Source organism: Xenorhabdus thailandensis (assembly GCF_037996785.1).
In the GTDB taxonomy this organism is placed as follows: Bacteria; Pseudomonadota; Gammaproteobacteria; order Enterobacterales; family Enterobacteriaceae; genus Xenorhabdus; species Xenorhabdus griffiniae.
On record NZ_JBBMXF010000009.1, the window covers coordinates 104075 to 119454 of the forward strand.

The following is a 15380-nucleotide window of genomic DNA, read 5'->3' on the forward strand; positions in this document are numbered from 1 at the left end:
ATCTGTTATTGACTCTTGAGGAGATAAATAATGATTACTCCACATCAGCATATTCATCACCATAATATCCGAACCCGTTATGCCAATATATCGGTAATAGATACTGGTGGTAGTGGATTACCCGTTTTATTAATTCATGGTAATTCAAGTTGTAAAGAAATATTTCGTCACCAAATTAACCAGTTAAAAGGGAAGTATCGGGTTTTGGTGTTAGATTTGCCAGGGCATGGTTCATCATCTAATGCCAGTGATCCACGTCAGGCATATTCAATGCCTGGTTATGCACATACGGTTATTGAGGTATTAGAAAGAATAGGTATTAACAAAGTGGTGGTATTTGGTTGGTCATTAGGTGGACATATTGGGTTAGAAATGTTGGCGTTGTTCCCTAAGATGATTGGCTTAATGATTTGCGGTACGCCGCCAGTATCCGTCGGTGCAGATAATGTAGCGCTTGGCTTCCGTCCTGGTTTGGGACTCGCCGGCAAGGCGGAATTTACTGAGGAGGATATCAAAATTTTTGTATCTGATATCTATGGTGTTAATACCCCTCATGAGCCTTTTATGATTGAAGCCGTGATAAGAACCGAGGGATTGGCACGGCAGTATATGTTTGAGGCTTTTCTTTCCCCCCAAGCAACAGATCAAAAGTTATTGGCCGAAACCAGCCAAATCCCGTTAGCGATTGTTAATGGGGCAGATGATCCCTATATTAATTTTGACTATATTAATGGTCTAAGTTACCGAAATCTTTGGAGAGGGAAGGTAGTTAATTTAGTGGGAGTTGGTCATGCCCCGTTCTGGGAAACACCGGAATTATTTAATTCTATCTTAATTGAATTCCTTAAGGATTTTCAATGAAATCAAATGTGGTAACTCATTGATTATGACAAATAATAGCGGGAGACTTTTATTACATGTTTATTTAATAAAACACGTGAAAGTGCTCCCTCTATTATATTTTATAATGACATATCTTCACTGTTATCTCTATTCTAACTTCAGTTTTTTACTGTCACAACAAAATTCAGGCTAGAATATGATTAAATAAAAACAAGAATATCTTTGTTTTTTTACAGTGTCATACTAAGTTATTGTTACAAGCAAAATAGCTTAGCGGCTTTAAGTTTAACACTACTATCAGGTATTAAATTACAATAACCGTCGCATGTTGCCTTTACATCGTCATTAAAAAGCTTACAGAAGAACGCATTTGCGTTAGTTGTAATGATTGTTCCTACGAATAATGAGAGTATACAAGCAGCTAATTTTCTTTTCATGATCTGTACCTCATAGAATTAGGGGTTAACATGAATAAAAGCATAACGATAAATTATGTATAAACAGAGTTGACATTAGAACTAGTATTGACGTCAACATGCTCATTTTTACAAGTGTTCCGTGTTTTTTACTATTGATTTTTTTATTGCATTGATATTTTATTTACGATTTTTTAACAATTTGTTTTTTATTATTTTATGGGGAAAATGAGTGCAAAAGAGATAAGAAAATTATTTTGGATGAATTTATTTATTAAATAACGTTAAGGAAATGTTTTATTTCTTTTGTGATAATTCATGATGTTACTTTTTCATTTTGATTAAATGATTTTGGAAGGGATAATAATCCACTTGGTATACACCCAATGAATTTTAAGTTGTAGCTTGCAAGTCAATGTAATTTTTTATATCTCCCCGCGTAGCGGGAAGATATAAGGCGCATCTTGAAAGGCGATTGGTATAGAAAATAAATCAACAGTTAGAAAAATGCGGATAAATGTTTTTTCAGTCGTTGAATGTCTTGAGAAATTTGTGGGTTTTTTATCACATCATAACAAGCAAATGTGGGTATTGGAGACATACCTAAAAACTGGTTTGCCTTATGGAAAGGGTGGTAAACACTGTCAATGCCTTTTCCTTCAAAAAATTGTTTGGGATCTTCAAATGACTCCAGTGGCGCATTCCAGGTTACCGAAAACATATAAGCCTTGCCTTGTATCAGGCCACCTGAACCGTATTTTTTGGTAGGATCATCACGGGTTCGCCCATCATTCTTAAACAAGGCACCGCGGCCGGTCGAGAAAACCTCATCGACATATTTCTTTAAAATCCACGGTGCTTCCATCCACCAACCCGGCATCTGGTAAATAATACGATCCGCCCAAAGAAATTTATCCACCTCTGCGGGAATGTCATAACCTTTATCCACATGTGTTACCTGAACTTTGTGACCGATCTCTGTCAGGTGCTCTTTGATAACTTCGGTTAAGGCATTATTCAGCTCTCCTTTCGATTCATCAAAAATTTTGGCTGAATTGATAACTAAAATATGGCCCATAATAATCCTCTGTTTTATTCTTTTGATAAACTGAGGATTATCTTAGAACTGGTTTTGATTGAATGTATGCCTATTTATTGTCAATTATTGCCCAATGCTCCGGCAATATCTATTTTCTTCTCCTGGTGGGTTAGCCGAAACCGTTTCATATCTCGGCAGGGAGATTCACCAAAAAGACGGCTATATTCACGATTGAATTGGGAAGTGCTTTCATAGCCAACCTGAAAGGCGGTTGTTGTCACATTGTGGTGTTGGGTCAGTAATATGCGCCTTGCTTCGTGTAAACGCAGCCATTTTTGGTATTGTAATGGGCTCATAGAAGTGACAGCCTTAAAGTGATGATGAAAAGAAGAAAGACTCATTTTGGCGATTTTGGCCAGTTGTTCGACGTTAACCGGATCAGCAAAGTGTTCTTTTAGCCATTGAATCGCATGGCTGATTTGATGGCTTGGGCTTTCCTGGGTCGCCATTTGTTGTAAACGTCCTCCCAATTCACTTTTCAGTAACCGATAGATGATTTCTTTATATATTAGAGGAAAAAGGGCGGGAATATCTTCCGGTGTGCTTAATATAGCCAATAGACGATTAAAACAGAGCAAAAGATCTGTTGTAGCAGAAGTTACGGCCAATCCACATGTATCCTGAGTTTGCTGCTTTATCGTGACCTTATTTTCAACCATTAATCTTGATACTTCCTGAATATTCAGTTTTAACATCAAAGCAAAAAAGGGTTTTTCTTTGGATGCGGTGCAAATCTGGGTAATGGTGGGGATATTTGTCGAAGTCACTAAGAGTTGTTGGGGATCGCAACAATATGAGCGATCACCAATCGTTACCCGCTTCGTCCCTTGGGCAATAACCATAATACTGGGTTCATAGAGCCAACTAACTGGTTCGATTGGCTGTTCCAAGTAGCAGAGTGTCAATTGAGGAATTGCTGTTTTTGCAGCGTGTGTATTGGGGGACGCTAACTTGGCTACTTTGCCAGCCAGTTGCTGTAGCTGGATTTCAATTTCTGTTCTATCGGGTTGTTGATTCGAGACACTCATTGTTCATTTCCTTACTTATACATACCAATCTAACTTCAAGATGCCTATGATTTCTCCCGCGAAGCGGGGAGAAATCAGGTTTCATATCGTGTTGTAAATGGCAACTTGAAGTTTAATGCGTATCAAAGCCATGATTATTAGAGTGTTATGCAGCATATCCCTGAAAGGCAAATTATAAAAATAAAAAAATCCACGCCATTGCGTGGATTTTAATGAGTTTGTCAGCCTTCACGAATCACCCTGAGAGGCTGTGAAACAACAAAAGCAAATTAGACGTTAAACAAGAAGTTCATCACATCGCCGTCTTTAACGATATAATCTTTCCCTTCAGCTCGCATCTTGCCCGCTTCTTTCGCCCCTTGTTCACCTTTGTAAGTGATGAAATCCTCAAACGAAATAGTTTGGGCACGGATAAAGCCCTTTTCAAAATCAGTATGGATTTTACCCGCCGCTTGTGGGGCGGTTGCACCCACAGGGATCGTCCAGGCACGAACTTCTTTCACGCCCGCAGTAAAGTAGGTTTGCAGGTTCAGCAATTGGTAGCCTGCACGAATAACACGGTTCAAACCTGGCTCTTCCAGACCTAATTCCGCCATAAATTCTTCGCGGTCAGCGTCTTCCAACTCAGCGATATCGGCTTCAATCGCTGCACAAACGGGAACAACAACGGAGCCTTCTTTTTCAGCAATGGCGCGAACGGTATCAAGGTGCGGGTTATTTTCGAAACCGTCTTCATTGACGTTGGCAATATACATGGTTGGTTTCAAAGTCAGGAAGCTCAGATAACGAATAATCGCTTTCTCTTCCGCACTCAGGTTTAAAGCGCGCAGCATACCCGCTTGTTCAAGGTGTGGAAGGCATTTTTCTAAGACCTCCAGTTCTGCTTTAGCGTCCTTATCACCACCTTTGGCTTTCTTCTGTATACGATGGATAGCGCGCTCGCAGGTATCCAGATCCGACAGCGCCAGTTCTGTATTGATAACTTCAATATCAGAGGCAGGATCAACCTGACCAGAAACGTGGACAATGTTGTCGTTTTCAAAGCAACGTACTACATGGCCGATTGCTTCTGTTTCACGGATGTTGGTCAGGAATTGGTTACCTAAGCCTTCACCCTTTGAAGCACCTTTTACCAGACCGGCAATATCGACGAACTCCATAGTAGTTGGCAGGGTGCGTTGTGGTTTAACAATCTCAGCCAACTGTTCGAGACGTGGATCTGGCATCGGCACAACACCTGTGTTTGGTTCGATAGTGCAGAACGGGAAGTTTGCTGCTTCGATACCTGCTTTGGTCAGCGCATTGAATAATGTAGATTTCCCAACGTTAGGCAGGCCAACGATACCGCATTTGAATCCCATATATTTATCACCTTAAATCACTTATATACGTATTAAACTTCAAGTTGCCATTTACAACATTCTATGAAACTTAATTTCTCCCCGCGGAGCGGGGAGAAATTACTCGCATCTTGAAGTTAGATTGGTATAAACCAACAAGAATAGGCTTGTCGGTCAGTTTACAAAATTGGCGCTATTATACACGCAATAGCCCGATCCGCCATGCACTCCCGGTTAAGCGCTGGCTTTAAAGGCATGTAGGCGATTAATTGCCTTGTTCATGCCATCTTTAATCAGGATGTCAGTACAGCGCAACGCTTCATCTATGGCATCGTCAATCAGTTTTTGTTCGCTGGCAGGCGGCTTGCCAAGGACAAAGCCTACGACTTTGTTTTTATCGCCTGGATGGCCAATACCGATACGCAGACGGTGGAAGTTAGGGTTATTTCCGAATTTGTTCTGAATGTCTTTTAGGCCATTATGACCGCCATTGCTGCCACCCAGTTTCATTTTTGCTACCCCAGGCGGCAGATCCAGCTCGTCATGTGCAACCAAGATTTCATCTGGCTGAATACGATAAAATCCAGCCAGGGCAAGAACGGATTTACCACTAAGGTTCATGAAAGTGGTGGGTACCAGTAAACGAATATCCTGCCCATTCATGTTGATACGGGCAGTATAGCCAAAAAATTTACTCTCTTCTTTCAGAGATTGGTTATGGCGTTGCGCTAACAAGTCGACAAACCATGCTCCAGCATTATGTCTGGTCTGTGCATATTCAGCTCCAGGATTTGCCAGGCCAACGATTAATTTTATGTTATTCACGGTTTAATTTCGCTTATTGGAAATAGAACAAAAAGGGGATTAGTTTACCTACCTCAAGGCTTGAGTACAAAATTCATTTAACAAAGGTTATTGTGATGGAATGTAAAAAATCAGGCTTAAATTTGTACAGCTTGTGATCACCACCGCAATAACCTTTCATATAATAAGGCTATAATTAATTTTAAAGAAGATATCTACTTTCGTGCTTTTGCGTTCGTTGCATTTGCAAATTAGCGTTCACAAAAAGTATTGGAGGTTGGCCATGAGACGTAAAAAGGCTTTTATTTTTGGTAATATTCTTATGGGAGCAGGAATGGCGGCAATGTTCATTAGTTTAGCCTATCTATTGCTTAGCCATATCTTCAATTTTGGCCTTTCTGAGATTTTGATAAGCCTCTCATTAATGGGGTTGTTTGTTGGCGCATTTATTTGGTTGGTAGGAGCCAGTGTTGGCGGCCGAGAACAGGTTACTGATAAGTATTGGTGGTTGAAGAATTACGATGAACGTTGTTGCCGTAAAAAACATCGACATTTGTGATTATTATTTTAAATAAGGCGGTAACCATTACCGCCTTATCCTTATTAGTTATGTTCAGTGTATACCCATCTCACATCAAGATGCATATTGTTTCTCCCCGCGAAGCGAGGAGAAACAATGATTATAATGAGCAACTTGAAAGGTAACACGTAGATTAAAAATTGACATTGAAACCGAGGTTGAAATAGTAGTCATGATTCGGTTCATTATCATTTTTTTCATGTGAGACGGCGGCAAATGCGTGAAAATTATTGGTCAGATTGGCATTAATACCGACTGTATATTGGATATGATCTCTATTCTGTTTCTCTCCCGGTTGAACGAAACTTGTTTTGGTCGCATTGATTGCGCTACGAAGAGTATAGCGTTCGTCATCGAATTGATGATTGAACAGGATAGAGGCATAAGGATTGAAGCGGCCTAGTTTAGTATCTACTCGCCAGCCCACCGAGCCAACTTTGGAATGATAGCGTTGATCCGCAAAGTGCATGGAAGTGCTGTTGTTACCTGTTTCACGATAGCCGTCAATATCCCCTTTGTCCCAGGCATATTGGATAATTGGGCTGGTGGTCAGATAGTGAGTAATGGGAATATCCCAGCCTGCTGTAATCCGCCAACCCCACTGTTTTCCCATCGTTGAACCTGATTCCCTGCGAATGGCTTGACCAAGCTGAATGGAACGTGACAGATTGTCATAATTGGTACGTGAATAATGGACATCACCGTTCAGCCATCCATTACCATAGTAGTTCCAGAGTGTGTAAGCGGTTATGACATGACCTGTAGCCGCATAGCTGAAATTAGGTGTTGCATTTTGTTCATCTTTATAACGTGAAATTGTGGCTCCCAAAATTAAATTATCCGTCAGTTGATAATCGCTACCCAATGTGAGGGTATTATTGTGATTGCCGGTATAACCCCCGAATACACCAACTTTACCTTTGGCCTGATGATCATTGCGAAGCTGTTGTAGGTGACCGTCAAGTGAGCTTAGCGCAGTTGTGGTTGGGGTACGGTTGATGTGGTTCAACGCCATCACTTGTAAAGGGGCGTTGTAGATAGACATAATGTACTGGCCAATGACTTTGTGTGCGTAAGGGGTTGGGTGGAGGTCATCGGAAAATAAGTAGGGTTGGCTCTTATCAAATCCAGGCTGGGAAGAAGAACACAGATCAGCCCTCGTACCTTGTGGACAGGCATAACCAAGGGTATTAGCAATACCATAAATGGTCGGATTTTCAATAACCTCCCTTAAGAGATGATTGACATCGGCACGCAGGATATTGCCGTGAATGAGTTGATTCTCTTCGTTTTGGTTAAATTCGTCGGAAAATTGGGAAGCAATTTTGCTGGTATTATCATAAGCATCAAGTAATTGGCGGTAAATTTCTTTCGCGGCTTCTGGATCTTGGGGAGAAGCACCCTCAGCAATCTTTTTAAAAACGCCCTGGAGGATTTTATTTCTGATTTCCTTATTCGGTGTGGGGTATTTATTGATGGCTTCGTGGGCTTGTTTCAGAATTTGGGCGATTTTGTCATCGGGTATTTTGCTTTTTTTTAAAGCGCCTTGAAGCACGGCTTCCATAATTTTGGGGGTTGTCCCAACATCAGGGACATTAGGCACAATAATTAACCCTGCGCCAGCCTTAATGAGTTGATTGATCTGCGATGCTGCGGATGCAGAACTATCATTGATACGATGTTGCGCTGCTTTTTCATCGCCCTTCGCTAAATCTTGCAGAGCGTCCTTTACATCATTGCCGCCTATCCAATGTATGTACAAACCATTCGGATCAGCCCGTCCAGAGTGTGCTTTCAAATAGTCATCAAGCTGTTTCTTTGTTGGGTGTGCAAAATAATCCCAGAAAGGATCACCAGAACCGTTAGCGGTTGCTCCTCCATACGCATAATTGGTTCCACCTTCCTCAGAGGGTATTATTTTTTTGCCAGTAAGGTTTCGGGCTATGTATTCATCATATAGCTCAGCGTCTTTGCCATCTGTTGTAAATCTGCCGATATTCCCGCCATCACTTAAGCTATCCCCGAAAACATATACATTGTTATAGGCATAAGCATTTGTCATGAGGTTAACGAATAGTGCAGTGGTGGCTGATACTAAAAAGAGTGCTTTCTTCATGTAGTTCTCCTGAAAAAACAGCGCATTATTTTCATGCCAGCCAAAATACCTTGATTTAAAAAGGCACTTGCTCATTTTTCTTGGGTTAATGGCTGATTCTCTGATTATTTCAGTTCGATACTACTTGCAATTGCATATACAAAAATTAAACAGAACGTTAATGTTTGTGTGATAATTAACAAAAACGCAAGGCAGTCATTTTGCCTTGCGTCCCTGAATAAATGTTTTCTTAGAAACTTGCGTTGATACCTAAGCTGAAATTGTAGCTAGGATCTTGGCTATTGCCGTCATTGCGGGTAACGGAAGCAAATCCGCGTAGGTTATTGATCAGGTTTGCGTTCACGCCGATTGTATATTGACGCCAGTTTGTGCTCTGTTTACCACTTTCCTGCACAAAGGAAGTTTTGGTGGAGTTAATGGCACTGCTCAGTTTGTAGCTTGTATCACCAAATTGGTGATTAAACTGGACAGAAGCGTAAGGATTGAAACGACCTAATTTAGTATCTATGCGCCAACCCAGGGTGCCAACTTTAGAAGTGTAGTCTTGATCACTAAAATGCATGGAAGTGTTATTGTTACCGGATTCACGGTAGCCATCAACTTCACCTTTATCCCAGGCATACTGGATGATTGGGCTGGTGGTCAGATAGTGAGTAACAGGAATATCCCAACCAGCGGTAATGCGTGCGCCCCATTGTTTACCTGTGGTAGAACCGGTTTCCCTGCGCGTCGCTTCGCCAAGCTGGATGGTACGAGTCAGGCTATCATAGTTAGTGCGTGAATAATGGAAGTCACCGCTTAACCAACCATTGTTGTAATAGTTCCACAATGTATACGCTGTCAAAACATGACCACGGCCTGCATAAGAGAAGTCAGCAATCGGTGAGCGCTCCTCTTTATAGTTAGAGTACATTGCACCCAATAGCAGGTTATCTATCAGCTGATAATCGCTACCCAGTGTAAAGGTTTTATCTTGGTTACCCGTGTAGCCACCAAAGACACCGACTTTACCTTGTTCGTTGCCACCGTTACGCAGTTGTTGCAGATGACCATCAAGGGAAGAGAGGGCACTTTTCACTGGTGCGCGGTTGACTTGATTCAATGTCATTACCTGTGATGGGGCATTATAAATAGAGGTAATGTATTGTCCCATTATCTTGTGTCCCAACGGGGTTGGGTGGAAAGAATCAGAGAATAAAAATTCTTTGTCTTTAGTAAAGTTGGGATCCTTGGAAGAGCATTGAGCCGCGCTTTTACCTTGCTCGCAAGCATAACCCAATGTATTTTGGATGCCATAAATCATAGGGTTAGCGATCACTTCACGTAGTAATCCATTGATATCGGCACGTAAGATATTGCCGTTTCCTGCGCTAATCAATTTGTCGACTAGCTCATTATATATATCAGTGAGTTTTGTAGCCCCTTGACTTGCATCATCATAGGCAGCGAGAAGTTTTTCATAGGTTTCTGTAGCCTTGGCGGCGTTATCTGGATACGATTTTTCTGCAATTGTTCTCAGTGTCCCTTCAAGCACTTGACGGCGGTAATCACTATTAGGAGTAAGATATGTATTAATGCCATCATGAACTAATTTCAAAGTGCCATTGATTTTTTGTTCGATGGGATTTTTCTGGTCTTCAGGTAGATTGTCATAAACTTCAGGATTTTTAATACCTTTAGACTCTAAAGATTGACGAATTATAGCTTGCCTAATCAATGTTTCTAGAAATCTAGGTGTAGTGCTTACATCAGGAACGGTTGGAGCAATAATTAACCCAGCACCTTGTTTGACAAGTTGATTGATTTGATTTGCGGCTGCGGTAGCGCTGGTGATGACAATGTCAGTGGCAACTTTTTGAGCTTGTAGTGGATTTTTTTCTTTCGCTGCCTCTTCCAAAGCTTTGGCAAGGTCGTTACCCCCTATCCAATGAATATAGATGCCGTTAGGATCAGCTTTTCCATTATGAGCATTAAGATAGTTATCTACCTGATCTTGCGTATTAAAACCGTCTTTACTGTATTGTTTAAGAGCCGTCGCACCACCTTGGGCATAATTAGTGCCACCATCTTTGGATGGTGTTGGCTTAATATTCATAATGTTTTGAGAGAATTCTTCAAGATATAACGGATTATCTTCTCCATCTGACATATATCGCCCTATATTCCCACCATCGCTCAGGCTATCCCCCCCACCGACATAGACTTGATCATAAGCATGAGCATTAGAAATAGCATTGATTGAAAGCGCTAACAGTGCAGGTGTAAATAAAAATGCCTTTTTCATTGGCACTCTCCTTAAAAAGTAGTTTTTGCTATTAATCAACATCTTGTCTTTAGAAAAGCGGGTTTTTGGGCAAAAAGCATCCCGCAACTCTTCCTCAGTAGGTTAGAGATGTTGATATGTTTAATATTGAGATAAACCCATATAAGACAGCTGACTTATTGGTAACGGCTGCCTACGATTAATTATGGTTTCAGGTTATTGAACTTCCATGTTGCATTGCATCTTTTTATGAAAAATGTGATCTTAAAAAATTTAACGCCTAAGTGCGTACATAAAATAGCCAACCGAAAAATTATCTCTTTCATTCCTGGATATTGGTAGCTTATCTATTAGGATAATTTATTTTTTTAGAGAAGAAATAATACCTGTTTTCAGATACTGTTGTGTGATGTAAAGAAATAAAACCAATTCCATTAAGCGTGCGACAGGTTAGCAGTAACTATTCAATGACACCAGTATTGTTAGAGTGTTAGGAACTGGACGTACCAGATGGATTGAAATGTTTATGGGATATTAACATTAGATTATATGGTTATTTAATCGTTTTATTTTATTGGGTGAAATTTAAGGCATTAGATTAACATTTTGATATTTTTAATTATTTTTTAGATAATAATATTTTAATTGTTATTAATTCAAAGAGAAAACATTAGCTAAATATATTAAAAAAACAGAAAACCCCGCTGCTGCAAATGCAGCAACGGGGTTTTTCAAGCAATGATTTATTTAATCACTTGAATAAGTTAGCGTTTAATATTGACGCTAAAACTTAAACATTAATGCTCAAACATCGCAGAGATTGATTCTTCATTGCTGATACGGCGAATGGCTTCAGCCAGCATACCAGACAGTGTCAAAGTACGAACTTTGTTCAACGCCTTAATCTCATCAGACAGAGGAATTGTGTCACAGACCACAAATTCATCGATCACTGAGTTCTTGATGTTTTCCACTGCATTGCCAGAGAAAATAGGGTGGGTTGCATAAGCAAACACCCGTTTCGCTCCGCGCTCTTTCAATGCCTCAGCCGCTTTGCACAGTGTGCCACCTGTATCGATCATGTCATCGACCAGAACGCAATCACGGCCAGCAACATCGCCAATAATATGCATCACCTGAGAAACGTTTGCACGTGGGCGACGTTTATCGATGATAGCCATATCTGTATCGTTCAACAGCTTAGCAATCGCACGGGCGCGAACAACACCACCGATATCTGGCGAGACAACAATGGGGTTTTCCAGTTCTTTCTGGAGCATATCTTCCAGAAGGATTGGGCTACCAAATACATTATCAACCGGGACATCAAAGAAACCTTGGATCTGCTCGGCGTGTAGGTCAACAGTGAGAACACGGTCTACACCAACGCTGGACAGAAAATCAGCAACAACTTTTGCAGTGATAGGTACACGTGCCGAACGGACACGGCGATCCTGACGGGCATAACCGAAGTAAGGAATAACAGCGGTAATACGGCCGGCAGAAGCACGACGTAGCGCATCGACCATAACCACTAATTCCATCAGGTTGTCGTTGGTGGGGGCACAGGTAGACTGGATGATGAAAACATCACCACCGCGTACATTTTCATTGATTTGAACACTAACTTCACCGTCGCTGAAACGACCGACAGCAGCATCTCCCAAGTTAGTATATAGGCGGTTGGCAACACGTTGTGCTAGTTCAGGTGTGGCATTACCAGCAAAAAGCTTCATATCGGGCACGAGAAAAACCTCAGGCTTGCGTCCAGAGAGATATTGTTGACCAATCAAACAAATATGCTCATTGGTTCAATAACATGGGTATCCCAGAGCGGAATGTATGCAATGGAGAAATGTTAACGCCACGCGCAACAAAACTCTGCATCCACTCTGGAGTTTCATTTAACACCTTACGGGCCGATGCTTCTGATTCGAACTCGCCGAAAACACATGCACCGGTTCCAGTCAGGCGTGACGGTGCGTATTCTAACAGCCATAAAAGAAGCTGTTCAACCTTACGAAAACGTTTTCTTGCGATTGGTTCACAATCATTTGCAAATGGGGCCTGTAATAATGCGGGTAGAGAGCGAATCGGAGAATTTCTTTTTAATTCAGGATCAGTAAAAATTGTTGGGGTTGATATTTCAATTCCAGGGTGAGCAACCAAAAACCATTTTTCTTCCGGTGAAGCAGGCTGGAGTTTTTCTCCAATGCCTTCGGCAAAAGCGGCGTGGCCTTTGACAAAGACAGGAACGTCTGCCCCCAGGCATACACCAAGCTGTGCTAATTCATCATCGGACAGATTGGCTTGCCAATGGTGATTGAGGGCAATCAATACCGTCGCGGCATTGGAAGAACCACCCCCTAAACCTCCGCCCATTGGCAGACATTTATCAACGCGAATATCGGCTCCCAAATGTTCGGTGACAGATTGAATATTCGCATTAAGATTCGGTACGGCACGTTTTTGTAATAGATGGTTTTGCAACAACCGGGCTGCCCGCACGATTAAATTGTCATCATGGGCTACGCCTGCAACCGGAGTCAGCAAGCGGATTTGGTTATCTTGACGTGGGGAGATGGTGATTTCATCGCCATAATCTAAAAATTGAAACAGTGTTTGCAGTTCGTGGTAGCCGTCAGGCCGCTGCCCTGTTATATACAAAAATAAATTCAATTTTGCCGGAGAAGGCCAGGTTAAAGTCATTATTGAATCGTCCAATTATCCATCTTTAATTTTATACGGTTGTTCCCTTGTGTCAGTTCCAGTCGAGTAGGTAAAGCTGGCGTGATCGTTGTATCGTATCCTTGATAATTTACGCGCCAAATCTCCCCATTTTTTTTGTCACTAACGGATTTAAGCAGGTAATTTGTATCCAACTGAAAATCTTTGGCACTACCGGGTAGACCGATAATCCAGCTTCGTAGATTATCCAGAGGAATATTCATATTGGTCAGTTGGTAAATCAAAGATTCGGGTTTATCACTGAGATATTTTTTACCATTATTGTCAGTGACCTGAATCATATTTGGTTCGACGAATAATTCCAATTCTGTTGTACCCAATGGATTGAGCAACAGTAACTTATAATTGTCAGAGGAATATTGTTGCCAGAAAAATCGGGCGTACACTTTTTTTTCATCGGCCAGATAAGCGAAAGAACCTCGGGTTTGGTAATGCCCTAATTTTTGCAGTTGCTGTTCACGGGCGTGCCATTGTGGTGTATCCGCTGATCCCGTGCCCATAGGGGGTTGTGTGACTGTACAGGCAGTCAGTAAAACGCCGGAGAGGGGAAGTAAGCGAAAAAAAACAGACATTTTCATACGGTAACCCTTGGTGGTAAGCGAGTTTAGCATTTTGTCGATTATAAATATGGCAATATTTATATAACAACTTAAAGTATGCTCTCCCGAAACTATAATCATAGAAGGTAATTTAGCGAAAGTTCGCTGAGAATTCTCGAATAAAATTATCGCATAATCACCTGATTGACTTTTATTGAACTGATGCATCAAGTAGAATGCTCGACCAATGAGAGTCCTTATGAAGGGTGTGAGTTTATGAGAATAATTATCAATATCATCATAGTCTTGCTTCCCGTGATAACTCAATGTAGTTAAGATGACTTTATTAGCACTCGGTATCAACCATAGAACAGCGCCTGTTTCTTTACGTGAGCGGGTGGCCTTTTCTCCTGACACGCTAGGATTAGCGCTTGATGACTTGCTCCAGCAACCCCTGGTGCGAGGTGGCGTCGTACTGTCTACCTGCAACCGTACAGAGCTTTATCTCAGCGTTGAACAGCAGGGTAATTTAAAAGAACAGTTAATTAATTGGTTATGCAAATATCATCAGCTTAACCCTGATGATTTGACAGGCAGCCTCTATTGGCATTTGGACAATGAGGCCGTCAGCCATTTGATGCGAGTTGCAAGCGGCCTGGATTCCCTGGTATTGGGGGAACCGCAGATTTTGGGACAGGTGAAAAAGGCTTTTTCTGAGTCGCAAAATTATCACTCTTTGTCGAGTGAACTGGAACGCTTATTCCAAAAATCTTTCTCGGTGGCTAAGCGGATCAGAACAGAAACCGAAATTGGCGCCAATGCTGTTTCTGTCGCATTTGCGGCCTGTACACTTGCACGGCAAATTTTCGAATCCCTTTCCCAACTGAATATCCTGCTGGTGGGCGCGGGGGAAACGATTGAACTGGTTGCCCGTCATCTAAAAGAGCATGGCGTAAACCACATGATGATCGCCAACCGGACAAAAGAGCGGGCACAGATGCTTGCCAGTGAAGTCAACGCCGAAGTCATTTCCCTGCCGGATATCGATACCCGATTGGCTGAAGCGGATATTGTCATTAGCTCCACGGCCAGCCCATTGCCGATCATTGGCAAAGGTATGGTCGAAAGGGCATTGAAATTACGTCGTAACCAACCCATGTTGCTGATTGACATTGCCGTTCCTCGCGATATTGAACCAGATGTGGAAAAATTGAGTGATGTTTATCTGTACAGCGTGGATGATTTACAGGCTATCATTCAGCAAAATCTTGCCCAACGTAAAGCTGCGGCAGTGGTTGCGGAAGGGATTGTGCAACAAGAAAGCAGCCATTTCATGGATTGGTTGCGTTCTCAAGGCGCTGTTAATACAATTCGCGAATATCGAGAGCAGGCAGAGAAAATTAGGGCTGAGATGACGGCAAAGGCATTGATGTCCATAAGGCAGGGTGCTGATGCTGAACAGATCATTAACCAATTGACCTACCAGTTGACGAATCGTCTGATCCATACACCGACTAAATCTCTCCAACAGGCTGCCAGTGATGGCGATTTGGAACGCCTGAATCTATTACGGGACAGCCTTGGGCTGGATCATAACTAACCCT

General features: G+C 41.8%; 12 protein-coding genes. 3 read left to right on the top strand and 9 right to left on the bottom strand.

Annotated elements, in window-relative coordinates:
- Nucleotides 1-30: 30 nt before the first annotated feature.
- Nucleotides 31-861 carry an alpha/beta fold hydrolase gene (locus AAC853_RS08870; protein WP_340614328.1) on the top strand — a complete coding sequence of 277 codons (831 nt, stop codon included), beginning with the start codon at nucleotides 31-33 and terminating at the stop codon, nucleotides 859-861.
- 897 nt (nucleotides 862-1758) lie between these two features.
- On the opposite strand, the gene AAC853_RS08875 is transcribed toward AAC853_RS08870, so the two are convergent.
- The 4 genes from AAC853_RS08875 to pth form a co-directional block, all read right to left on the bottom strand.
- Entirely contained in the window at nucleotides 1759-2337 is a 579-nt protein-coding gene (locus AAC853_RS08875; protein WP_340614329.1) for an NAD(P)H-dependent oxidoreductase, read from the bottom strand.
- 80 nt (nucleotides 2338-2417) lie between these two features.
- Entirely contained in the window at nucleotides 2418-3386 is a 969-nt protein-coding gene (locus AAC853_RS08880; RefSeq protein ID WP_340614330.1) for an AraC family transcriptional regulator, read from the bottom strand.
- A 269-nt stretch (nucleotides 3387-3655) separates the two neighbouring features.
- On the bottom strand, nucleotides 3656-4747 hold the full coding sequence (ychF, locus tag AAC853_RS08885) for a redox-regulated ATPase YchF (protein ID WP_099132307.1): 1092 nt from the start codon (nucleotides 4745-4747) through the stop codon (nucleotides 3656-3658).
- 213 nt (nucleotides 4748-4960) lie between these two features.
- Nucleotides 4961-5551: an aminoacyl-tRNA hydrolase gene (gene pth / locus AAC853_RS08890; protein WP_340614331.1), complete on the bottom strand. Its 591-nt coding sequence runs from the start codon at nucleotides 5549-5551 to the stop codon at nucleotides 4961-4963.
- A 262-nt stretch (nucleotides 5552-5813) separates the two neighbouring features.
- Between pth and ychH the strand changes: the two genes are divergently transcribed.
- Nucleotides 5814-6089 carry a stress-induced protein YchH gene (ychH, locus tag AAC853_RS08895; RefSeq protein ID WP_338885448.1) on the top strand — a complete coding sequence of 92 codons (276 nt, stop codon included), beginning with the start codon at nucleotides 5814-5816 and terminating at the stop codon, nucleotides 6087-6089.
- Nucleotides 6090-6243: 154 nt separating this feature from the next.
- On the opposite strand, the gene AAC853_RS08900 is transcribed toward ychH, so the two are convergent.
- From AAC853_RS08900 to lolB, 5 genes are all read right to left on the bottom strand, one after another.
- Nucleotides 6244-8226, bottom strand: coding sequence for an autotransporter outer membrane beta-barrel domain-containing protein (locus AAC853_RS08900; RefSeq protein ID WP_338885449.1), 1983 nt, complete (start codon nucleotides 8224-8226; stop codon nucleotides 6244-6246).
- 229 nt (nucleotides 8227-8455) lie between these two features.
- Nucleotides 8456-10510 carry an autotransporter outer membrane beta-barrel domain-containing protein gene (locus tag AAC853_RS08905; protein ID WP_340614332.1) on the bottom strand — a complete coding sequence of 685 codons (2055 nt, stop codon included), beginning with the start codon at nucleotides 10508-10510 and terminating at the stop codon, nucleotides 8456-8458.
- 776 nt (nucleotides 10511-11286) lie between these two features.
- Complete coding sequence (gene prs, locus AAC853_RS08910) at nucleotides 11287-12234, bottom strand: ribose-phosphate diphosphokinase (RefSeq protein WP_120211349.1); 948 nt, start codon at nucleotides 12232-12234, stop codon at nucleotides 11287-11289.
- 58 nt (nucleotides 12235-12292) lie between these two features.
- On the bottom strand, nucleotides 12293-13198 hold the full coding sequence (ispE, locus tag AAC853_RS08915; RefSeq protein WP_338885451.1) for a 4-(cytidine 5'-diphospho)-2-C-methyl-D-erythritol kinase: 906 nt from the start codon (nucleotides 13196-13198) through the stop codon (nucleotides 12293-12295).
- Nucleotides 13198-13815 carry a lipoprotein insertase outer membrane protein LolB gene (gene lolB, locus AAC853_RS08920; protein WP_338885452.1) on the bottom strand — a complete coding sequence of 206 codons (618 nt, stop codon included), beginning with the start codon at nucleotides 13813-13815 and terminating at the stop codon, nucleotides 13198-13200. The genes ispE and lolB overlap by 1 nt, the downstream gene beginning before the upstream one ends.
- Before the next feature lie 298 nt (nucleotides 13816-14113).
- Here lolB and hemA point away from each other — a divergent pair, with 298 nt between their 5' ends.
- The gene (gene hemA / locus AAC853_RS08925) at nucleotides 14114-15376 is read left to right on the top strand and encodes a glutamyl-tRNA reductase (protein WP_338885453.1); all 1263 of its coding nucleotides are present in this window, start codon (nucleotides 14114-14116) and stop codon (nucleotides 15374-15376) included.
- Nucleotides 15377-15380 lie beyond the last annotated feature (4 nt).

What these genes read in the sequence shown, in the direction of transcription:
- AAC853_RS08870 (WP_340614328.1), top strand. Translation starts at nt 31, where the DNA reads ATGATTACTCCACATCAGCATATTCATCACCATAATATCCGAACCCGT.
- AAC853_RS08875 (WP_340614329.1), bottom strand. Translation starts at nt 2,337, where the DNA reads ATGGGCCATATTTTAGTTATCAATTCAGCCAAAATTTTTGATGAATCG.
- AAC853_RS08880 (WP_340614330.1), bottom strand. Translation starts at nt 3,386, where the DNA reads ATGAGTGTCTCGAATCAACAACCCGATAGAACAGAAATTGAAATCCAG.
- ychF (WP_099132307.1), bottom strand. Translation starts at nt 4,747, where the DNA reads ATGGGATTCAAATGCGGTATCGTTGGCCTGCCTAACGTTGGGAAATCT.
- ychH (WP_338885448.1), top strand. Translation starts at nt 5,814, where the DNA reads ATGAGACGTAAAAAGGCTTTTATTTTTGGTAATATTCTTATGGGAGCA.
- AAC853_RS08900 (WP_338885449.1), bottom strand. Translation starts at nt 8,226, where the DNA reads ATGAAGAAAGCACTCTTTTTAGTATCAGCCACCACTGCACTATTCGTT.
- AAC853_RS08905 (WP_340614332.1), bottom strand. Translation starts at nt 10,510, where the DNA reads ATGAAAAAGGCATTTTTATTTACACCTGCACTGTTAGCGCTTTCAATC.
- ispE (WP_338885451.1), bottom strand. Translation starts at nt 13,198, where the DNA reads ATGACTTTAACCTGGCCTTCTCCGGCAAAATTGAATTTATTTTTGTAT.
- lolB (WP_338885452.1), bottom strand. Translation starts at nt 13,815, where the DNA reads ATGAAAATGTCTGTTTTTTTTCGCTTACTTCCCCTCTCCGGCGTTTTA.
- hemA (WP_338885453.1), top strand. Translation starts at nt 14,114, where the DNA reads ATGACTTTATTAGCACTCGGTATCAACCATAGAACAGCGCCTGTTTCT.